The 19432-nt window shown below is 55.7% G+C and carries 16 protein-coding genes; 9 read left to right on the top strand and 7 right to left on the bottom strand.

What is annotated here, in order from left to right; genetic code table 11:
- Nucleotides 1-396 precede the first annotated feature (396 nt).
- The 5 genes from QCD69_RS06870 to QCD69_RS06850 all read left to right on the top strand — a co-directional run bounded on the left by QCD69_RS06870 (nt 397) and on the right by QCD69_RS06850 (nt 7439).
- A complete protein-coding gene (locus tag QCD69_RS06870; protein ID WP_301251487.1) occupies nt 397-627 on the top strand; it encodes a hypothetical protein in 231 nt (76 codons plus the stop codon).
- Between the two features lie 233 nt (nt 628-860).
- A complete protein-coding gene (gene dapB / locus QCD69_RS06865; RefSeq protein WP_301251486.1) occupies nt 861-1676 on the top strand; it encodes a 4-hydroxy-tetrahydrodipicolinate reductase in 816 nt (271 codons plus the stop codon).
- Between the two features lie 455 nt (nt 1677-2131).
- On the top strand, nt 2132-3274 hold the full coding sequence (gene carA / locus QCD69_RS06860; protein ID WP_301251485.1) for a glutamine-hydrolyzing carbamoyl-phosphate synthase small subunit: 1143 nt from the start codon (nt 2132-2134) through the stop codon (nt 3272-3274).
- A 14-nt stretch (nt 3275-3288) separates the two neighbouring features.
- Nucleotides 3289-6516 carry a carbamoyl-phosphate synthase large subunit gene (carB, locus tag QCD69_RS06855; RefSeq protein ID WP_253455323.1) on the top strand — a complete coding sequence of 1076 codons (3228 nt, stop codon included), beginning with the start codon at nt 3289-3291 and terminating at the stop codon, nt 6514-6516.
- A 170-nt stretch (nt 6517-6686) separates the two neighbouring features.
- Complete coding sequence (locus QCD69_RS06850; RefSeq protein WP_301251484.1) at nt 6687-7439, top strand: acid phosphatase; 753 nt, start codon at nt 6687-6689, stop codon at nt 7437-7439.
- Nucleotides 7440-7583: 144 nt separating this feature from the next.
- Here QCD69_RS06850 and QCD69_RS06845 read toward each other — a convergent pair whose 3' ends face one another.
- A complete protein-coding gene (locus QCD69_RS06845) occupies nt 7584-8198 on the bottom strand; it encodes a LysE family transporter (protein WP_253455321.1) in 615 nt (204 codons plus the stop codon).
- A gap of 185 nt (nt 8199-8383) precedes the next feature.
- Between QCD69_RS06845 and folA the strand changes: the two genes are divergently transcribed.
- Nucleotides 8384-8866, top strand: coding sequence for a type 3 dihydrofolate reductase (gene folA / locus QCD69_RS06840; RefSeq protein WP_253455320.1), 483 nt, complete (start codon nt 8384-8386; stop codon nt 8864-8866).
- Between the two features lie 97 nt (nt 8867-8963).
- The gene (locus tag QCD69_RS06835) at nt 8964-10853 is read left to right on the top strand and encodes a PhoX family protein (RefSeq protein ID WP_301251481.1); all 1890 of its coding nucleotides are present in this window, start codon (nt 8964-8966) and stop codon (nt 10851-10853) included.
- A 104-nt stretch (nt 10854-10957) separates the two neighbouring features.
- Here QCD69_RS06835 and apaH read toward each other — a convergent pair whose 3' ends face one another.
- From apaH to lptD, 6 genes are read right to left on the bottom strand one after another with little or no spacing between them, the layout of a single operon-like run.
- A complete protein-coding gene (apaH, locus tag QCD69_RS06830) occupies nt 10958-11818 on the bottom strand; it encodes a bis(5'-nucleosyl)-tetraphosphatase (symmetrical) ApaH (RefSeq protein WP_253455318.1) in 861 nt (286 codons plus the stop codon).
- A gap of 49 nt (nt 11819-11867) precedes the next feature.
- Nucleotides 11868-12242 carry a Co2+/Mg2+ efflux protein ApaG gene (gene apaG / locus QCD69_RS06825; protein ID WP_125288956.1) on the bottom strand — a complete coding sequence of 125 codons (375 nt, stop codon included), beginning with the start codon at nt 12240-12242 and terminating at the stop codon, nt 11868-11870.
- 2 nt (nt 12243-12244) lie between these two features.
- Nucleotides 12245-13072 (bottom strand): 16S rRNA (adenine(1518)-N(6)/adenine(1519)-N(6))-dimethyltransferase RsmA, encoded by an 828-nt coding sequence (rsmA, locus tag QCD69_RS06820; RefSeq protein WP_253455317.1) that lies wholly within the window; start codon nt 13070-13072, stop codon nt 12245-12247.
- Entirely contained in the window at nt 13065-14057 is a 993-nt protein-coding gene (gene pdxA, locus QCD69_RS06815) for a 4-hydroxythreonine-4-phosphate dehydrogenase PdxA (protein ID WP_253455316.1), read from the bottom strand. Before pdxA ends, rsmA begins: the two co-directional genes overlap by 8 nt.
- Entirely contained in the window at nt 14047-15342 is a 1296-nt protein-coding gene (surA, locus tag QCD69_RS06810) for a peptidylprolyl isomerase SurA (protein WP_253455315.1), read from the bottom strand. Before surA ends, pdxA begins: the two co-directional genes overlap by 11 nt.
- A gap of 54 nt (nt 15343-15396) precedes the next feature.
- Nucleotides 15397-17793 carry an LPS assembly protein LptD gene (gene lptD / locus QCD69_RS06805; protein WP_253455314.1) on the bottom strand — a complete coding sequence of 799 codons (2397 nt, stop codon included), beginning with the start codon at nt 17791-17793 and terminating at the stop codon, nt 15397-15399.
- Nucleotides 17794-17940: 147 nt separating this feature from the next.
- Between lptD and djlA the strand changes: the two genes are divergently transcribed.
- Entirely contained in the window at nt 17941-18762 is an 822-nt protein-coding gene (djlA, locus tag QCD69_RS06800; RefSeq protein ID WP_253455313.1) for a co-chaperone DjlA, read from the top strand.
- A 305-nt stretch (nt 18763-19067) separates the two neighbouring features.
- Nucleotides 19068-19430, top strand: coding sequence for a DMT family transporter (locus QCD69_RS06795; RefSeq protein ID WP_253455312.1), 363 nt, complete (start codon nt 19068-19070; stop codon nt 19428-19430).
- Nucleotides 19431-19432: the final 2 nt, after the last annotated feature.

Raw genomic sequence — 19432 nt, 5'->3', positions numbered from 1 at the left:
TGCAGTTAGGGTTTGCAGTTAGGGTTTGCAGTTAGGGTTTGCAGTTAGGGTTTGCAGTTAGGGTTTGCGGTCAGGGTTTGCGGTTAAGCGGGGCTGAAAGTTGTATTCGTTCTGATGGGGCGCTTTAAACACTTCCTTTCTCGATTTTTCATGTAGGGACGTGAAATTACCATGTTTAAGCCTCTTTTGATTGGTTATTTTCTGATTATTAATGAATCTTGCCTGTTTTTTATTTTTTTTTTTACTGCAGGGTGCATATTTATTTTGACGGGAATGTTTTATCAGACGTAGTATGATTTTGCTCTGTCAGAAGGGGATATACTATTTTCAGGTGATAAGTCGTGCCTCACGCTGCTATTTCTGTGTGGCGCCGTTCAATTTTAAAAGGAAATTAAAATGAGAGAAATAACCCGAACAGAAGCCACCCGCGTCAGCGGCGGAAGCTTTTTATGCGATCTCAGTCAGGCCAACCTGGCGTTAACCGCCAACCTGTTCAAAGTAGGTTTCTTTTTGCTGGGCGGGCTGGTATTGATGAACTGTCTGTGTTCAGGGGCACAAACACCACCAACACCAGCACCAACAACACCAACACCAGCACCAACAACAGCACCAGAACCCCCCCTGTAGTCACGATCTTTCATGTCCCATAAAATGATGCCGTCATTTTAACCTGCGGGCGCTGCTATAACGCGGCGTCCGGGCCAGTTTACCTTCCGTCAGTTTGTTACACGGCACTTCCTGTTCTCCGTCCGCCTGAAAGCTTTGCCAGGCGCGCGCTGTCCTGTGTTTTTTAGTGGCGCGGCGCTTAAGGTGTCGTTAACCTGTCTTCGTTTTGTATGCACAGACTTAAGGGAAACATTATGAATGAGGCACAGATCCGTCTGGCTATTGTTGGCGCAGCGGGACGCATGGGGCGTCAGTTAATTCAGGCCGCTCACGAGGCGGAAGGCGTTTGCGTGGGGGCCGCGCTGGTGCGTAACGGCTCTTCTTTGGTCGGCATCGACGCGGGCGAGCTGGCCGGAACCGGTACGCTGGGCGTGAAGGTCAGCGATCGGCTGGTTGCCGATGAGTTTGATGTCCTGATCGACTTTACCCGTCCCGAAGGCACGCTGGAATATCTGGCGTTTTGTCGTCAGCACAAAAAAGCGATGGTCATCGGCACCACCGGCTTTGACGAGGCCGGTAAGGCGGCGATCGGCGTGGCTGCGCAAGAGATAGCCATCGTTTTTGCCGCCAACTTCAGCGTGGGCGTCAACCTGGTGCTGAAGCTGCTGGAGCAGGCCGCGCAGGTGATGGGCGATTATGCGGACATCGAAATTATCGAAGCGCACCATCGCCATAAGGTTGATGCGCCTTCCGGCACCGCGCTGGCGATGGGCGAAGCGATAGCGGACGCCATGGACTGGGATCTTAAAGAGCATGCGGTCTATAGTCGGGAAGGGCACACCGGCGAACGTAAGCCACAAACCATTGGTTTTGCTACCGTGCGGGCAGGCGATATCGTCGGCGAGCATACCGCGATGTTTGCGGATATTGGCGAGCGTATAGAGATAACGCACAAGGCTTCAAGTCGTATGACCTTTGCAAAAGGCGCTGTTCGTGCTGCATCCTGGGTTTTTGCGAGTAAAGAAGGTCTTTTTGATATGAGGAATGTGCTTAATATTGATAATAATTGATAAGTACGAGTCTGGATATTTTTTTAAGTTGCTGTTTTAATTGGGTAGTTTTGCTGCCCTTTTTTTATTTGTGCATATAAATAATATTTAGATGGTATTTTTAACAAAAAGTTTTTTTTAGGTGTTTTTCTGCATTTTTACAGGGTTGATTTGTTAATTTTGACCATTTGGTCCACTATTTTTCGGGCTATCTGGATTTTTCCCATTCATTTCGTCAGGCAACCGTTTTTATCACCACGATAGTTGCTGTTTTTGGTGGCTATCATCATCTTTTTACGCCAGTGGCACAAAAAACAATGAAAAACTCCGCTTCAGGGTAGACATCAGCCGGGGCGATCATTAGAATGCGCGCAATTTGCCAAAAATCGAGCAGGCAGGCAGGTTTTGCATTGATTTAAAGGTGCACCCTGAATTAATATGCAAATAATGTGACTGTTTATTCTCTGGAGGATGTTTTGATTAAGTCAGCGCTATTGGTTCTGGAAGACGGAACCCAATTCCACGGTCGGGCCATCGGGGCAACAGGAACGGCAGTGGGTGAAGTTGTTTTCAACACTTCAATGACCGGTTATCAAGAAATCCTCACTGATCCTTCCTATTCCCGCCAGATTGTTACTCTCACTTATCCTCATATCGGCAATGTCGGCACCAATATCGCCGATGAAGAATCCGCCCAGGTTCATGCTGAAGGCCTGGTTATCCGCGACCTGCCGTTGATCGCCAGCAACTTCCGTAATGAAGAGGGGCTTTCCGCTTACCTGAAGCGTCTGAATATTGTCGCCATTGCCGATATCGACACGCGTAAGCTGACCCGTCTGCTGCGTGAAAAAGGCGCGCAGAACGGCTGCATCATCGCAGGCGACGCGCCGGATGCCGAGCTGGCGCTGCAAAAAGCAAAAGCTTTTCCAGGCCTGAAGGGCATGGATCTGGCGAAGGAAGTCACCACGCAAGAAACCTACAAGTGGCTACAGGGCAGCTGGACGCTGGATGGCCTGCCTGCACCGAAGAAAGAAGAGGAGCTGCCTTTCCACGTGGTGGCCTACGATTACGGCGTGAAGCGAAATATCCTGCGGATGCTGGTGGATCGCGGCTGTCGCCTGACGGTTGTCCCGGCGCAAACGCCTGCGGAAGAGGTAATGAAGATGAACCCGGACGGGATCTTCCTCTCTAACGGCCCTGGCGATCCGGAACCCTGCGACTACGCTATCGCCGCGATTAAGACTTTCCTGGAAACGGAGATCCCGGTATTCGGCATCTGCCTGGGCCATCAGCTGCTGGCGCTGGCCAGCGATGTGAAAACGGTGAAGATGAAGCTGGGCCACCACGGCGGCAACCATCCGGTGAAAGATCACGACAACAATACCGTGATGATCACCGCGCAAAACCACGGTTTTGCCGTAGACAACAACAACCTGCCAGCGAACCTGCGTATTACCCATACCTCGCTGTTTGACCACACGGTGCAGGGCATTCACCGCACGGATAAGCCGGCGTTCAGTTTCCAGGGCCATCCCGAAGCCAGCCCTGGCCCGCACGACGCCGCACCGCTGTTCGATCACTTTATCGAACTGATCGAAGCCTACCGTTCAAATAAATAATCAGGAGCGAAAGCATGCCAAAACGTACCGACATAAAAAGTATCCTGATCCTGGGCGCGGGTCCGATCGTTATCGGCCAGGCCTGTGAATTTGACTACTCTGGCGCGCAGGCCTGTAAAGCGCTGCGCGAAGAGGGCTACCGCGTTATCCTGGTGAACTCCAACCCGGCGACCATCATGACCGACCCGGAAATGGCCGATGCCACCTACATCGAACCGATTCACTGGGAAGTGGTGCGCAAAATTATTGAGAAAGAGCGTCCGGATGCCGTGCTGCCGACCATGGGCGGCCAGACCGCGCTGAACTGCGCGCTGGAGCTGGAGCGTCAGGGCGTGCTGGAAGAGTTCAACGTCACCATGATTGGCGCGACGGCGGATGCAATTGATAAAGCGGAAGACCGCCAGCGTTTCGATAAGGCGATGAAGAAAATCGGCCTTGAAACCGCACGTTCCGGTATCGCCCATAATATGGAAGAAGCGCTGAAAGTTGCTGAAGACGTTGGCTTCCCGTGCATTATCCGTCCCTCCTTTACCATGGGCGGCAGCGGCGGCGGTATCGCTTACAACCGCGAAGAATTTGAAGAGATTTGCGAGCGCGGCCTGGATCTGTCGCCAACCAACGAGCTGCTGATTGATGAATCGCTGATCGGCTGGAAAGAGTATGAAATGGAAGTGGTGCGCGACAAAAACGACAACTGCATCATTGTCTGCTCCATTGAAAACTTTGACGCGATGGGCATCCATACCGGTGACTCCATCACCGTAGCGCCTGCGCAGACGCTGACCGACAAAGAGTACCAGATCATGCGTAACGCCTCGATGGCGGTACTGCGTGAAATCGGCGTGGAAACCGGCGGCTCCAACGTGCAGTTCTCGGTGAACCCGGAAAACGGTCGTCTGATCATTATCGAAATGAACCCGCGCGTTTCCCGCTCTTCGGCGCTGGCTTCCAAAGCGACCGGCTTCCCGATTGCGAAAATCGCCGCCAAGCTGGCCGTCGGCTATACGCTGGACGAGCTGATGAACGATATCACCGGCGGCCGCACGCCGGCCTCGTTTGAGCCTTCCATCGACTATGTCGTCACCAAAATCCCTCGCTTCAACTTTGAAAAGTTTGCGGGCACCAACGATCGTCTGACCACGCAGATGAAGTCCGTGGGCGAAGTGATGGCGATTGGCCGCACCTTGCAGGAATCAATGCAGAAAGCACTGCGCGGCCTGGAAGTAGGCGCGCACGGTTTCGACCCGAAAGTTGACCTGAACGATGCGGAAGCGCTGACCACCATTCGCCGCGAGCTGAAAGATGCCGGCTGTGACCGTATCTGGTATGTGGCCGATGCGTTCCGCGCGGGCATGTCCGTGGACGGCGTCTTCAATCTGACCAATATTGACCGCTGGTTCCTGGTGCAGATCGAAGAGCTGGTGCGGCTGGAAGAGCAGGTTGCCCGCGAAGGCATCAACGGCCTGACCGCCGATTTCCTGCGTACCCTGAAGCGTAAAGGCTTTGCCGACGCGCGCCTGGCCGTGCTGGCTGGTGTGGCGGAATCAGAAGTGCGCAAGCTGCGTCAGCAGTATAATCTGCACCCGGTTTACAAGCGCGTGGATACCTGTGCGGCGGAGTTCTCTACCGATACCGCCTATATGTACTCCACCTATGAAGAAGAGTGCGAAGCCAATCCCAACCAGGATCGCGACAAGATCATGGTGCTGGGCGGCGGGCCAAACCGTATCGGTCAGGGCATTGAGTTTGACTACTGCTGCGTGCACGCCGCGCTGGCGCTGCGTGAAGACGGCTATGAAACCATTATGGTTAACTGCAACCCGGAAACCGTCTCTACCGATTACGATACCTCTGACCGCCTCTACTTTGAGCCGGTCACGCTGGAAGACGTGCTGGAAATTGTGCGCATCGAGAAGCCAAAAGGCGTGATCGTGCAGTACGGCGGCCAGACGCCGCTGAAGCTGGCGCGCGCGCTGGAAGCCGCAGGCGTGCCGGTTATCGGCACCAGCCCGGATGCGATTGACCGTGCCGAAGACCGCGAGCGTTTTCAACAGGCGGTGGATCGCCTGGGCCTGAAGCAGCCGGCCAATGCAACGGTCACGGCGCTGGAGCAGGCGGTGGAAAAAGCGGTGGCTATCGGCTATCCGCTGGTGGTGCGTCCTTCTTACGTGCTGGGCGGCCGGGCAATGGAAATCGTCTATGACGAAATTGACCTGAAGCGCTATTTCCAGACGGCGGTTTCCGTTTCCAACGATGCACCGGTGCTGCTGGATCGTTTCCTGGACGACGCGGTTGAAGTGGACGTTGACGCCATCTGCGACGGCGAGCGCGTGCTGATAGGCGGCATCATGGAACATATCGAGCAGGCTGGCGTGCACTCCGGCGACTCGGCCTGTTCACTGCCGGCCTATACGCTGAGCAAAGAGATCCAGAACGTAATGCGTCAGCAGGTCGAAAAACTGGCCTTTGAGCTTTGCGTGCGCGGACTGATGAACGTGCAGTTCGCGGTAAAAGATAACGAAGTCTATCTGATTGAGGTTAACCCTCGCGCCGCGCGTACCGTGCCGTTTGTCTCTAAAGCGACCGGCGTGCCGCTGGCGAAAGTCGCCGCGCGCGTGATGGCGGGCAAAACGCTGGCAGAGCAGGGCGTAACGGAAGAGGTGATCCCGCCTTATTATTCGGTGAAGGAAGTGGTACTGCCGTTTAATAAATTCCAGGGTGTCGATCCTATCCTTGGCCCGGAAATGCGCTCCACCGGCGAAGTCATGGGCGTTGGCCGCACCTTTGCCGAAGCTTTCTCTAAAGCGATGCTGGGCGCGCAAAGCAATATGAAGAAAAGCGGCCGCGCGCTGCTCTCCGTTCGCGAAGGCGACAAAAAGCGTATTGTGGATCTGGCCGCCAAGCTGCAAAAGCTGGGCTTTGAGCTGGACGCCACCCACGGCACGGCGGTGGTGCTGGGCGAAGCGGGCATCAATCCGCGTCTGGTTAACAAGGTGCACGAAGGCCGCCCGCATATTCAGGATCGCCTGAAGAACGGGGAATATGCCTACATTGTTAACACCACGGCCGGACGCCAGGCGATTGAGGATTCCAAACTGATCCGCCGCAGCGCGTTGCAGTATAAGGTGCACTATGACACCACACTGAACGGCGGTTTCGCGACGGCTATGTCGCTGAATGCCGATCCGACTGAGCAGGTGATCTCCGTGCAGGAAATGCACGCGCAGATCAAACAGGCTTAAAGCGTTTTCTCTGCCCATCCCCGCTACGGCGGGGATTTTTTTATCTCCGCCGCGTTCCCGCCCCAATAACCCGTTTTGTGACGCCTTTAAAATTGATGCGCCAAAAAATGCTATAGGCTTGTCCCGTTGTCGAACCGTCGGCGCTTTTACTCAACATCAGGGATGAAACAATGAAAAAACGCTTAATAGCTCTGGCCTGCATGGCCTTTTTTTCGCAGGCCTTTGCGGCGAAAGACGTTACCACGCAACCTGACTTTTATTTCCTGCAGGAGGCGCAATCCCCCGACAGCCTGATGCTGTTGCCGCCGCCGCCCGCGACGGACAGCATCGAATTTCTCAACGACAAAGCGCAGTACGAGCTGGGCAAAAGCCTGCGCGATACGCCCCGGGGCAAGCAGGCGTGGCAAGATGCGCATGTCGCAGGCGATGGCGTGGCCGCGGCTTTTTCCGGCGCGTTCGGACGAGAAATCAGCAAGAGCAAAACGCCGGAGCTTTATCGGCTGGTGATGAAAATGCGTGAGGATGCCGGCGATTTGGCCACCCGCAGCGCCAAAATTCGCTATATGCGCATTCGTCCCTTTGCTTTTTATCAGGAACCGACCTGCCGCACCGATCAGCAGCAGGAGCTGTCTACCAACGGCGCTTATCCTTCCGGGCATACGACAATTGGCTGGGCTACGGCGCTGGTGCTGACGGAAATAAACCCCGCCAGACAGGATGAAATCCTCAAGCGCGGCTATGAAATGGGCCAGAGCCGGGTGATTTGCGGCTATCACTGGCAGAGCGATGTTAACGCCGCCCGCATCGTCGGCGGGGCTATCGTGGCCCGTCTGCATGCCGATGAAAGCTTTATGCGACAGTTACAAAAAGCGAAGGACGAGTTTAAACGTCAGACGACGCTGGCCGGAAACCTCGACAGATAACCCACCGCGGAATAACCCTGTGGTCCTGGCCCGTCCGGCGCGCGGGGAGTGCGTATTTTTGCTGCCGTACTGTCACTAAAGCCGCCAAACAAAAAGGCCCGGTTGGCAACAATGCCAACCGGGCCTTCGCTTATCTCCCACTAATCAGGAGAGCGCGACTTTGATACCGAAAGCGATCAGCACGGTGCCCAGCAGCCTGTCGATCAGCTTCTGCGCGCGGGCCAGGCCACGGCGTACGGGCGGGCTTTGGATCAGCACCACCAGCGTCGGCCACCAGATGGAAGAGAGCGTGATAATAATGCCTGCATACCAAATCTTCTCGCCCAGGCTGGAATGCACGTTCAGCACCTGCGTAAACATCGACAGGAAAAACAGCGTGGCCTTAGGATTCAGCAGATTGCAAAGGTAGCCCTGCATAAAGGCTTTCTTTAACGAGGTGCTTTCCGCCGCGACGTTGCTGAGGTCCATCTTGCTGCCGCCGCGTGAAAGCAGCGCCTGGATGCCGACGTAGATCAGATAAGCCGCCCCGGCATACTTCAGCAGCATAAACAGCCACGGCGTGGTGGTGATCACCACCGCCAGCCCGGCGACGCAATAGGTCATATGCGTTGCCACGGCGCAGTTAACGCCAAGCGCCGTCATCAGCGCGGCGCGGCGCGGATAGCGCGCGGCATTTTTGATAATCAGAAAAAAATCGGGGCCGGGCGAAAGCATGCCCAGCGTCGCAATAGTGACGATAAGTAAACTGGTTTCTAACATGGTGTTCTCAGAATTCAGCAGAAGAGAGAAACCCCAAAGGGTTTGCCGTGGCTATTTTAGCCTGAAGCGCTAATAAATAACACGGCGCCGCTAAACCTTTACTTAATTCGCCAGGTTTTGCTATCGACGAAACTTTCGCCTTTCCGTATGATGGCGCCAATTTTACACCTTGTGAGTATTCTCAGATGATAAGCCTGATTGCAGCCATGGCGACCGACCGCGTTATCGGGATGGAAAATGCCATGCCGTGGCATCTGCCAGCCGATTTGGCCTGGTTTAAAAAGCACACCCTGAACAAACCGGTCATTATGGGACGCCGCACCTTTGAGTCGATCGGCCGTCCGCTGCCGGACAGGCTGAATATTGTGATCAGCAGCCAGCAGGGCGATGCGGAAGGCGTGCGCTGGGTCACTTCCATTGAGGAAGCGCTGAAAGCGGCGGGCGACGTGGCAGAGATCATGGTGATTGGCGGCGGGCGCGTCTATGAACAGCTGCTGCCGCGCGCGGATCGCCTGTATCTGACGCATATTGATGCGGAAGTCGAAGGCGACACGATTTTCCCGGACTATGAGCCGGATGAGTGGCAGTCGACCTTTAGCGAATTTCACGACGCTGACGAGAAAAACACGCACAGCTACTGCTTTGAAATTCTGGACCGTCGACAGTAAGTAACTTTACACTCCTTTCGAACATTTTGTAACCTAAGTGTAACAAAATATCTCTAGCATTGCTTCATTTTACAAACCGTAAAGGAAGCAATGCGCTATGAATAATCAATCGCCGTTACCGAACGAAGCCGTCACGCCCAATCCTGGCCGTCGTAAATTTCTTGCAGGAACCGGGGCATTGAGTCTGGCAGGCTTTATTGGCGGCGGTCTCTCTGTTCCCTCTCTGGCGCTGGCGAAGCCCGTGTCGGGCGGCAGTCAATTGCTGGGTTTTGACGGTATTCCGGCTTCCACAGCGGATGAAATTGCCATTGCCGACGGCTATCAGGCTGATGTGCTGATTTCATGGGGCGATCCGCTGGTCGATGGCGCCCCGGCGTTTGACGCGGAAGGAAAAAACAGCGCAGCCGATCAGGAAAAACAGTTTGGCGATAACAATGATGGCATGAGCTTTTTTGCCATGGAGGGAAGCCGGGATCGCGGCTTAATTGCGGTTAACAATGAATATGTTAATGAGCAATATCTCTATGCTCACGGCGACAGCAAGGCGCACGATGCTGAAGATGTAAAAAAATCGCAGGCGGGGCACGGCGTATCGGTGATGGAAGTCCGTCGTGGCCAGGGAAACCGCTGGGAAGTTGTCCGTCCTTCACGCTATAACCGCCGCATCACTGCCAATACGCCAATGCGTTTTTCCGGCCCTGCCGCTGGCGATGCGGCGCTGCGTACCGCAGCCGATCCGCAAGGAATGAACGTGCTCGGCACCTTTGGCAACTGCGCTAACGGCAAAACGCCCTGGGGTACTTATCTCACCTGTGAAGAAAATTTCGATACCTATTTCGGCACTAAAAAGGCGGATTTCAGCCTGACGGCGGCGCAAAAGCGCTACACGCTGAGCCCCGCCGATCCCGAGCGCAACTGGTCCGATTTCGATCCGCGTTTTGATGTGGCGAAAAACCCTAACGAATTTAATCGCCACGGCTGGATTGTCGAGATCGATCCCTTCGCCCCCGATTCCGTGCCGGTCAAGCGCACCGCGCTGGGCCGATTTAAGCATGAAAACGCGGCCGTTACGGTAGCGAAAAGCGGCGAGCTGGTGGTGTATATGGGGGATGATGAACGCGGCGAGTATATCTACAAATATGTTTCCAAAGGCAAGGTCGATCGCGCTAATCCGGCGGCAAATACCAGGCTGTTGGATGAGGGAACGCTCTATGTTGCCATCTTTGACGGCGACAGAAACGGTACGCCGCTGAAGGGAACCGGGCACTGGGTGGCGCTGGTTCAGGGGCAGCACGGCCTGACCGCCGACAACGGTTTCCGCACCCAGGCAGATATTTTGATTAACACGCGCGGCGCGGCGGATGTGGTGAAAGCCACACGTATGGATCGCCCTGAGTGGATTGCCGTTAATCCCCATGATGGCCGCGCCTACTGCACCCTGACCAATAACAGCAAGCGAGGCGATGAGGGAATGCCGATCAACGCGGCTAATCCTCGGCCGGATAACATTTATGGGCAGATTATTCGCTGGGATGAGAAAGGGGACGCTACGGCCCAGGCGTTTGACTGGGATATTTTTGTGCTGTGCGGTAATCCAATTGCGCATCCGCAGGGCATATATCGCGGTACGCCGAACATCACCGAGCAGAACACCTTTAACAGCCCTGATGGTCTGGGCTTTGATGAAAGCGGACGCCTGTGGATCCTGACGGATGGTAAATACAGTAATAAAGGCGACTATGAAGGGCAGGGGAACAATCAGATGCTGGTGGGCGATCCGCAGAACGGAGAAATTCGTCGCTTTATGGTGGGGCCCAAATCCTGTGAGCTGACCGGGATCACTTTTACACCGGACTACAAAACGATGTTTGTGAATGTGCAACATCCGGGAGAAGAGAAAGACTCGCACTTTCCTGACAATAGCCCGCGTCCCCGCTCTTCCGTGATAATGATTACGCGCAAGGATGGCGGCGTATTGGGTGCCTGAAAGCGGACGGATACGTTTATCGGCTGAGTAAAGCCACGCCTTTAAGGGCGTGGCGCTCACTCTTTATCGGATAGCAAAAAGCCTGTCGCGAAAGCAATTGACGCTTATGAGTCAGCAGACGGCGCCGCTATAGCGTTCTCATGTTCGTTTGACAACCGTTTTGACGGCTGAGTAAACCAGGTTTTATCTTCCCAGCGCAGCATCGTCAGCGTGCCGCCCCAGCAGCAGCCGGTATCCAGCGCCAGGATATTTTCCGGCGTGCCTTTTCCTTCCAGCGAAGCCCAGTGACCAAACGCAATGGTGTAGTCGCGCGACACCGGCCCCGGAATAGCAAACCACGGCTTTAGCGGCGCGGGCGCCGAATCGGGCGTATCTTTGCAGATCATATCCAGCTGGCCGTTAGGAAAGCAGAAGCGCATCCGGGTTAGCGCATTGGTGCTGAAGCGCAGACGAGCCAGCCCGGTCAGCTCCGGCGTCCAGTTGTTGGGCATATCGCCATACATCGCATCCAGAAACAGCGGATAGGTATCGCTTGAGAGCACCGCCTCGACCTCGCGGGCACAGCTTTGCGCCGTAGCCAAATCCCACTGTGGCGTGATGCCCGCGTGCGCCATCACCAGCTTCTTCTCTTCATCGACCTGGATCAGCGGCTGGCGGCGCAGCCAGTTAATCAGATCGTCGGCGTCTTCCGCTTCCAGCAGCGGCGTCAGCCTGTCCTTTGGCTTGTTGCGGCTGATACCTGCAAACACGGCCAGTAAATGCAGATCGTGATTGCCCAGCACCACTTTCACCGCATCGCCCAATGAACGAACGTAGCGCAGGACTTCCAGCGAAGCGGGGCCGCGCGCGACCAGATCGCCCGTCAGCCACAGGCTGTCCCGGGCAGGATCGAAAGCCACCTGGTCCAGCAGTGACCGAAGCTCATCGTAGCAGCCGTGAATATCGCCAATCAGGTAAGTGCTCATCAACAATCCGAACCTCAGCGCCGGACCAGCGCCCGGATCGCAATCAGAATTAGTGTATGTGGCTGGGGATGGCCAGCCGGAACACCGGGATCGCCACGCGGAAAGCTTCGCCTTCGCTGTCGATCATTTCATAGTGTCCCTGCATGGTGCCCATAGGGGTTTCCAGTACCGCGCCGCTGGTGTACTGAAATTCGCCAGCGGGTGCGATGTGCGGCTGTTCGCCGATAACGCCTTCGCCCTGAACTTCCGTTTCGCGGCCGTTGCCGTTGGTAATCAGCCAGTAGCGGCCCAGCAGTTGAACGGCGTGACGCCCCAAATTACGAATGGTAATGGTGTAGGCAAAAACGTAGCGGTTCTCTTCCGGCGCGGACTGCGACGCAATATAAGCGCTTTGTACATGCACACAAACTCGGGGCGTATCCATGTTTAACTCTCCTGCGGCGTCTGTTGAGGATGCGCAGACAGCCAGTTCGCCAGCTGGCAGTACTGGGCTACGGAGATGTTTTCCGCGCGCAGCGTCGGATCGATATTCATCTCCTGCAGCGCTTCCAGCGTAAACAGATGGCCAAGGCTGTTGCGCAACGTTTTACGGCGTTTGCCGAACGCTTCGGTGGTGATCCTGCTGAGGACTTTAAGATCCTGCACCGGATTCATAATCGTGGCGTGTGGGACCAGACGAACCACGGCGGAATCCACTTTCGGCGCAGGCGTAAAGGATTCCGGCGGCACTTCCAGCACCGGGATCACCTGGCAGTAATATTGCGCCATTACCGTCAGACGACCATAGGCTTTGCTGCCCGGCCCGGCAACCAGTCGGTTGACCACCTCTTTCTGCAACATAAAGTGCATGTCGCGGATCGCATCAGTATAGCTGAAAAGGTGGAACATCAACGGGGTAGAGATGTTATAGGGCAGGTTGCCGAAGACGCGCAGAGACTGGCCTTTTTCACGGGCGTAGGCCGCGAAATCAAAGGTCATGGCATCCTGCTGGAAAATCGTCAGCTTTGGCCCTAAAAACGGATGGGTCTGCAAACGAGCCGCCAGATCGCGGTCGAGTTCGATCACCGTCATCGCTTCCAGCCTGTCGCCAACCGGTTCGGTTAACGCGCCCAGACCGGGGCCGATTTCGACTACCGCCTCGCCGGGCTGAGGGTGGATGGCGGAAACGATGCTGTCAATAATATACTGATCGTTAAGGAAGTTCTGGCCAAAACGTTTGCGGGCGAAGTGGCCCTGATGGACGCGATTATTCATTACTGCTCTTAATCATGGTAATGGCGAGGTTAAGCGCCGTAATAAAGCTGCCCGCATCCGCGTTGCCCTGGCCGGCCAGCTCTAAAGCGGTGCCGTGGTCAACGGAGGTGCGGATAAAGGGCAGGCCGAGCGTGATATTCACCGCTCGCCCGAAGCCCTGGTATTTCAGTACCGGCAGGCCCTGGTCATGATACATCGCCAGAACCGCGTCGGCATGTTGAAGATATTTAGGCTGAAACAGCGTGTCCGCCGGCAGCGGGCCGGTCAGCTGGATGCCGCTGCGCCGCAGCTCGTCAAGCGCCGGAATGATAACGTCAATTTCTTCACGTCCCATATGGCCGCCTTCGCCCGCGTGCGGATTCAGGCCGCAGACAAAAATATGCGGCTGCGCCAGACCGAACTTGCTTTGCAGATCGGCATGCAGGATGTTGATCACTTCATGCAGGCTGTCGCGGGTAATGGCGGCGGAGACGTCTTTTAACGGCAGATGCGTGGTCGCCAGCGCGACCCGCAGCGCTTCCGTCGCCAGCATCATCACCACGCGGGCACAGCCTGCGCGCTCGGCGAAAAACTCGGTATGGCCGCTGAACGGGATACCGGCGTCGTTGATCACGCCCTTGTGTACCGGCCCGGTAACCAGCGCCGCAAATTCGCCGTTAAGGCAGCCGTCGCAGGCGCGAGCCAGCGTATCCAGCACGTAGTGGCCGTTGGCGACGCAAAGCTCGCCAGCTTTTACCGGCTGCGGCGCGCTAACGGGCAGCACGGTCAGGGTGCCGGCAGCCTGCGGCCGGGCAGCAACGCCCGGCTGATAGTCACGCAGCGTCAGAGGGAGGCCCAGCTTTGCCGCGCGCTCGCGCAGCAAAGCTGGATCGGCGACGACGACCAGTTCAACTGGCCAGTCGCGCTGGGCCAGTTGTAGTGTGACATCGGGACCAATCCCGGCGGGTTCGCCGGGAGTGATCGCCACGCGCATATTACTGAGCATTGGCATCCAGAATTTTCACATAGGCAGAGGCGCGCTGCTCCTGCATCCAGGTTTGCGCTTCTTCCGCAAATTTACGGTTAAACAGCAGGCGGTAAGCACGCTCTTTCTGCGCCGCGTCGGTTTTATCAACCTGGCGCGTATCCATCAGCTGGATCAGGTGCCAGCCGAAAGAGGAGTGCACCGGCGCGCTCATCTGGCCTTTTTTCAGTTTCAGCAGCGCGTCGCGGAAGGCGGGATCGTACACCTCTGGCGAGCTCCAGCCAAGATCGCCGCCCTGGTTGGCGGAGCCGGGATCCTGAGAAAGCTGTTTAGCGGCCTGCGCGAAGGTGGTTTTGCCGCTGTTGATTTCAGCCGCAACCTGCGTCAGCTTCTGGCGCGCCTGATCGTCCGTCATCACCGGCGACGGCTTGAGCAGAATATGACGAGCGTGCACTTCCGTCACGGAGATGCTCTGTTTGTCGCCGCGAACGTCGTTCACTTTCAGGATATGGAAGCCTACGCCGGAACGGATTGGGCCGATGATATCGCCTTTCTTCGCCGTAACCAGCGACTGCGCGAACAGCGAAGGCAGTTCCTGGATGCGGCCCCAGCCCATATTGCCGCCTTTCAGCGCCTGCGGATCGGCGGAGTAGGTGATCGCCAGCTTGCCGAAGTCCGCGCCGCCTTTAGCCTGGCTGACCAGCTGTTTCGCCAGATCTTCCTGCTCGTCCACCTGCTGCTGCGTCGGGTTTTCCGGCAGCGGCAGCAGAATGTGGCTGAGGTTCAGCTCGGTAGACGCGTTGTTCTGCGAGGAAACCTGCGTCGCCAGCGAATCCACTTCCTGCGGCAGAATAGTCACGCGACGACGTACTTCGTTGTTGCGGACTTCGGCAATGGTCATCTCTTTACGGATCTGCTCGCGATAGGTGGCGTAGTTCATACCGTCATAGGCCAGACGGCTACGCAGCTGATCCACGCTCATCTTGTTCTGAGCGGCGATATTGGCAATCGCCTGATCGAGCTGATCGTCCTGGATCTGGATCCCCGCCTGTTTCGCCATTTGCAGCAGAATATTGTCCATCACCAGGCGTTCGACAATCTGGTGACGCAGCGTTTTATCATCCGGCAGCTGCTGACCAGCCTGCTGTGCCTGACTTTTCACCGACCGCATCATGCCGTCGACATCGCTTTCTAACACAACGCCGTTATTGACCACGGCGGCTACTTTATCAACAACTTGCGGTGCTGCAAACGCGGTGCTGGCAGTGAGCGCAGCCCCCAGGATCAGCATTCTCCAGTTCTTCATACTTTTTCCATTTTTCTATCCGCACTGCGGGTTGGCATACTAATTATCACAACATCAGAAAGAGCGCTGATAAGGCAGGATGCCCTGTCGCAGCATTTGCCCGGTGCCCAGACCATAGGATGAGCTCAGGCCGCGCAGCTCAATGTTGAACGAGATTTTGTTGTCGTACGTGCTGCTGTCGTTTTCCCAATTGGTGATTTTACGTTCATAACCCAGACGAATAGCGTAGCAGCAAGAGCTGTACTGGACGCCCAGCAGCTGATCGGCAGGCTGTTTGGCCTTGGTATCGTAATACCAGGCACCGACCACTGACCAGGCATCGGCGATTGGCCAGCTGGCCGTGGCGCCTACCTGCGAAATCCCCTGCTGGTAGCCAGGGTTCTTAATCTGGCTCAGCGTCTGCTGAATATATTCGGGGCTGGTGTAGCGGTAGTTCAGCTGCACCAGACGATCGGCATCCCGACGATATTCCAGAACGGCGTTGCCCTGGGAAACGTTATCGATGCGGGTGTCGTACTGCACACCGCCGCGCGCGCCCCAGCGATCGCTAATCTTCCAGTAGGTGTCGCCAGCCCAGACCAGGCTGCCGCGATCGTCGCTGTCTGCGTTCTCCAGTCCGGTACGGGCCGGGGTAAACGAGTAGATTTGACCAATGGAAGCGTTAAAACGTTCAACCAAATCGTTATCAAATATTCGCGTAGTCACGCCGCTGGTCAGCTGATTAGCGGAAGCGATGCGATCCAGGCCGCTATAGGTGCGGTCGCGGAACAGGCCGGTATAGTCGCTTTGCAGCAGCGTTGAGTCGTAAGCGCGCACCGTGCTCTGATCGCGATAGGGAAGATAAAGGTACTGCATACGCGGTTCCAGCGTCTGCGTGTAGCCTTCCGACCAGTCCATATCGCGGTCAAATACCATCTTGCCGTCGACCTTAAACTGCGGCATAACGCGGTTTACGCTGCTTTTCAGCTGGTTGACTTTGCTGGTATCAACGTTGTTGTTGTAATACTCGACGTCATCCTGCTGATAGTGCGTCGCCAGCAGTTTCGCTTCGGTATTAAGGCTGCCCCAGCCGTTGGAAAGCGGCAGGTTGATAGTCGGTTCCAGGTGCAAACGCGTCGCATCCGGGTAATTATCGTTAACGTTGGTAAACTTCACCGCCTGCGCATAGAGATGCGTATCGAACGGGCCGACGTTGTTCTGATAGTAGTTATAATCGAACTGCGGCTCGGCGCGGTAAACGTCGTTATTGGTCTGGGTGGAGAAGATCTGGAACTGCTTGGTCGACAGCGTCGCATCCCAGTTTTTCTCTGCGTAGCCTACGCTGAATTTCTGCGTAACGTAGCCGTCGGTCGAGTCGCCGTAGGTGGAATCCAGATCGGTAAAGTAGTAAAGATCGCTGACCTTGGTGTAATCAACGTTAAAGCGCCAGTTCTGATCGTAGACGCCGGAGTGCCGCCAGAAGAAGAGCCAGCGGTTAGAATCTTTGTCGTCGGTCATCCCGCGCGTGGCGGCATCTTTATTGTACTGGTCGTCGCTCGGCAGATAATCAAACTCAACCAGGCCCGCGCCCGCCTTGGTCAGGTAGCGGAATTCGTTCTGCCACTGCAGGCCGCGCTTGCTCATATAGTGCGGCGTGATGGTGGCATCAGCCTGCGGCGCAATGTTCCAGTAGTAAGGCAGAATAAATTCAAAGCCGTTGGAGCTGCCGAATTTCGCGTTGGGGATCAAAAAGCCCGAACGGCGGCGGTCGCCAATCGGTAGCTGTAGATAAGGGCTGTACAGCACCGGCACCGCGCCGATCTTAAAGCGGGCGTTCCAGATTTCCGCGACCTGCTCTTCACGATCCTGGATCACCTGCGTACCTGCAACGCTCCAGCTGTTGTCGCCGGGCAGACAGGAGGTGAAGGTACCGTTTTCAAGGATGGTATAGCGGTTTTCACCGCGCTGCTTCATCTGATCGCCGGTACCCCGTCCCTGGCGGCCCACCATTTGATAGGTGCCGTTCCAGACGTTGGTGTCTTTGGTATTCAGATTCGACCAGGCTTTCGGCCCTTTCAGGATGACCTGATTGTCGTCGTATTGCACATTACCCAGCGCGTCAACGGTGCGTACCGGCGTCGTCTGGCCCGGCTGCTGTCGCTGATGCAGCTGCACCTCGTCGGAAAGCAGACGGCTGTTACCCTGGCGAATATCGACGTTGCCGTTGAACACCGCGTCGTCAGGGTAGTTGCCTTTCGCTTGATCCGCGTTGATAGTAACCGGCAGTTCATTGGTATTTTTACCCTGAATCAGAGGCCGGTTATAGCTCGGTACACCCAGCATACACTGCGAGGCGAGGTCATCTGCCAGACCCTGCTGGCTGTAGAGCGCTGAGCCGATAAGCGTGGCCAGCAAAGTAGGTAGTCGTTTTTTCATACGCGGTATCGAAAATTCCGTGATAGCTGGCATCATGCCGACAAACGGTCAGAGACTAACGCACTCAACTGCGTTGCGCTAGTGTTATCCAGGCTGTTTGACCGCGTTGCCGTTAGGCTCAGAGATAAATGACGGGTATGATAATGCAATTTTTAGCCTTCAGCATGGCGAATTGAGGAGTATATGCGCTATTGGGGAAAAGTAATCGGGCTTGTGCTGGGTTTGTTAAGCGGCACCGGCTTTTGGGGACTGGCGATTGGCCTGCTCTTCGGGCATTTGGTTGATAAAGCGCGAGCGGTTCAGGGGCAGGGCTATTTTGCTAATCAGCAGACCCGTCAGGCGCTCTTTTTCAGCACCACCTTTCAGGTTATGGGCCATCTGACCAAGTCAAAAGGCCGCGTGACCGATGCGGACATCCAGATGGCGTCATTGTTGATGGATCGTATGCAGCTGCACGGCGAGGCGAGAACGGCCGCGCAGCAGGCTTTTCGCCAGGGGAAAGAGGGCAACTACCCGCTGCGCGACAAGCTGCGGGAGCTGCGCAGCGCCTGCTTCGGCCGCTTCGATCTGATTAGGATGTTTCTGGAAATCCAGATCCAGGCCGCGTTTGCCGACGGCTCGCTCCATCCTAACGAACGTCAGGTGCTGTATGTCATCGCGGAAGAGCTGGGGATTTCGCATGCGCAATTCGATCAGTTTTTACGGATGATGCAGGGCGGTCAGCAGTTCGGCGGCGGGGGCTATCAGCACGGTGCCGGTTCGCAAGGCTATGCGCAGGCGCAGCGCGGGCCAACGCTGGAAGATGCCTGTAGCGTGCTGGGCGTAAAAAGCAGCGACGATGCGGCGACCATCAAGCGCGCCTATCGCAAGCTGATGAGCGAACACCATCCCGATAAGCTGGTGGCCAAAGGGCTACCGCCGCAGATGATGGAGATGGCGAAGCAAAAAGCGCAGGAGATCCAGGCGGCTTACGATCTGATCAAGCGTGAAAAAGGGTTTAAATAATTTGTTAGCGGCCGACGAGCGCTTTCGTCGGCCTTTTTAATGCCAGCTTTATTATTAATATTCTTTTTAACACCACGCTGATTTTTTATTAACGCCTTGTCTTTTAATTACCCTTTCTTGTTAATCTCGCCTGGCTGTAATCATGCCGCAGCCCGTCTGCGCGCTATATTGTTAATATAAATAATCAGAATGATATACAGACAGGTTCTGTCTGAGCGAACGGCAAATGTTTATGCTGGGTTTATCAGCGGGCCGCTATGATAGGGAAATAAAATCCTGACAATATTAAAATGGCTTAATGAGATATGAATAAAGATAAATATTTTCTTTTTCTCTGTGTTGCTATCGCGTCTGAAATAACGGCTACCACGATGCTGGCGCTGTCTAAAGGCATGTCCGTGCTGCTACCGGCATTTACGGCGCTGGCCGCTTATGGTTTCTCCTATTATTTCTTATCGCTGTCCCTTAAAAAAATTCCGCTGGGCCTGGCCTATGCCCTGTGGGCCGGGCTGGGGATTGTCGCCACTTCGCTGATCAACCGCTTCCTGTTCCAGGTTTCCCTGAGCGGCGGCGCGATTGTCGGCCTGTTAATGATCATAGCCGGGGTGCTGGTGATTAATCTGCTGGCCAAAAGCGATCGCGGTAACGATACCGTGGAGGAAAACTAATT

The sequence above is a fragment of the Erwinia sp. PsM31 genome (assembly GCF_030433775.1).
Lineage (GTDB): Bacteria > Pseudomonadota > Gammaproteobacteria > Enterobacterales > Enterobacteriaceae > Erwinia > Erwinia aeris.
The sequence above is the reverse complement of the archived record's forward strand: the minus strand, read 5'-3'. Positions and strand labels throughout refer to the sequence as shown.

Coding starts and splice junctions, on each gene's coding strand:
- surA (WP_253455315.1), bottom strand. CDS start 15,342: ATGAAGAACTGGAGAATGCTGATCCTGGGGGCTGCGCTCACTGCCAGC.
- djlA (WP_253455313.1), top strand. CDS start 17,941: ATGCGCTATTGGGGAAAAGTAATCGGGCTTGTGCTGGGTTTGTTAAGC.
- folA (WP_253455320.1), top strand. CDS start 8,384: ATGATAAGCCTGATTGCAGCCATGGCGACCGACCGCGTTATCGGGATG.
- dapB (WP_301251486.1), top strand. CDS start 861: ATGAATGAGGCACAGATCCGTCTGGCTATTGTTGGCGCAGCGGGACGC.
- QCD69_RS06845 (WP_253455321.1), bottom strand. CDS start 8,198: ATGTTAGAAACCAGTTTACTTATCGTCACTATTGCGACGCTGGGCATG.
- QCD69_RS06795 (WP_253455312.1), top strand. CDS start 19,068: ATGAATAAAGATAAATATTTTCTTTTTCTCTGTGTTGCTATCGCGTCT.
- QCD69_RS06835 (WP_301251481.1), top strand. CDS start 8,964: ATGAATAATCAATCGCCGTTACCGAACGAAGCCGTCACGCCCAATCCT.
- pdxA (WP_253455316.1), bottom strand. CDS start 14,057: ATGCTCAGTAATATGCGCGTGGCGATCACTCCCGGCGAACCCGCCGGG.
- QCD69_RS06850 (WP_301251484.1), top strand. CDS start 6,687: ATGAAAAAACGCTTAATAGCTCTGGCCTGCATGGCCTTTTTTTCGCAG.
- carB (WP_253455323.1), top strand. CDS start 3,289: ATGCCAAAACGTACCGACATAAAAAGTATCCTGATCCTGGGCGCGGGT.
- rsmA (WP_253455317.1), bottom strand. CDS start 13,072: ATGAATAATCGCGTCCATCAGGGCCACTTCGCCCGCAAACGTTTTGGC.
- lptD (WP_253455314.1), bottom strand. CDS start 17,793: ATGATGCCAGCTATCACGGAATTTTCGATACCGCGTATGAAAAAACGA.
- apaH (WP_253455318.1), bottom strand. CDS start 11,818: ATGAGCACTTACCTGATTGGCGATATTCACGGCTGCTACGATGAGCTT.
- QCD69_RS06870 (WP_301251487.1), top strand. CDS start 397: ATGAGAGAAATAACCCGAACAGAAGCCACCCGCGTCAGCGGCGGAAGC.
- apaG (WP_125288956.1), bottom strand. CDS start 12,242: ATGGATACGCCCCGAGTTTGTGTGCATGTACAAAGCGCTTATATTGCG.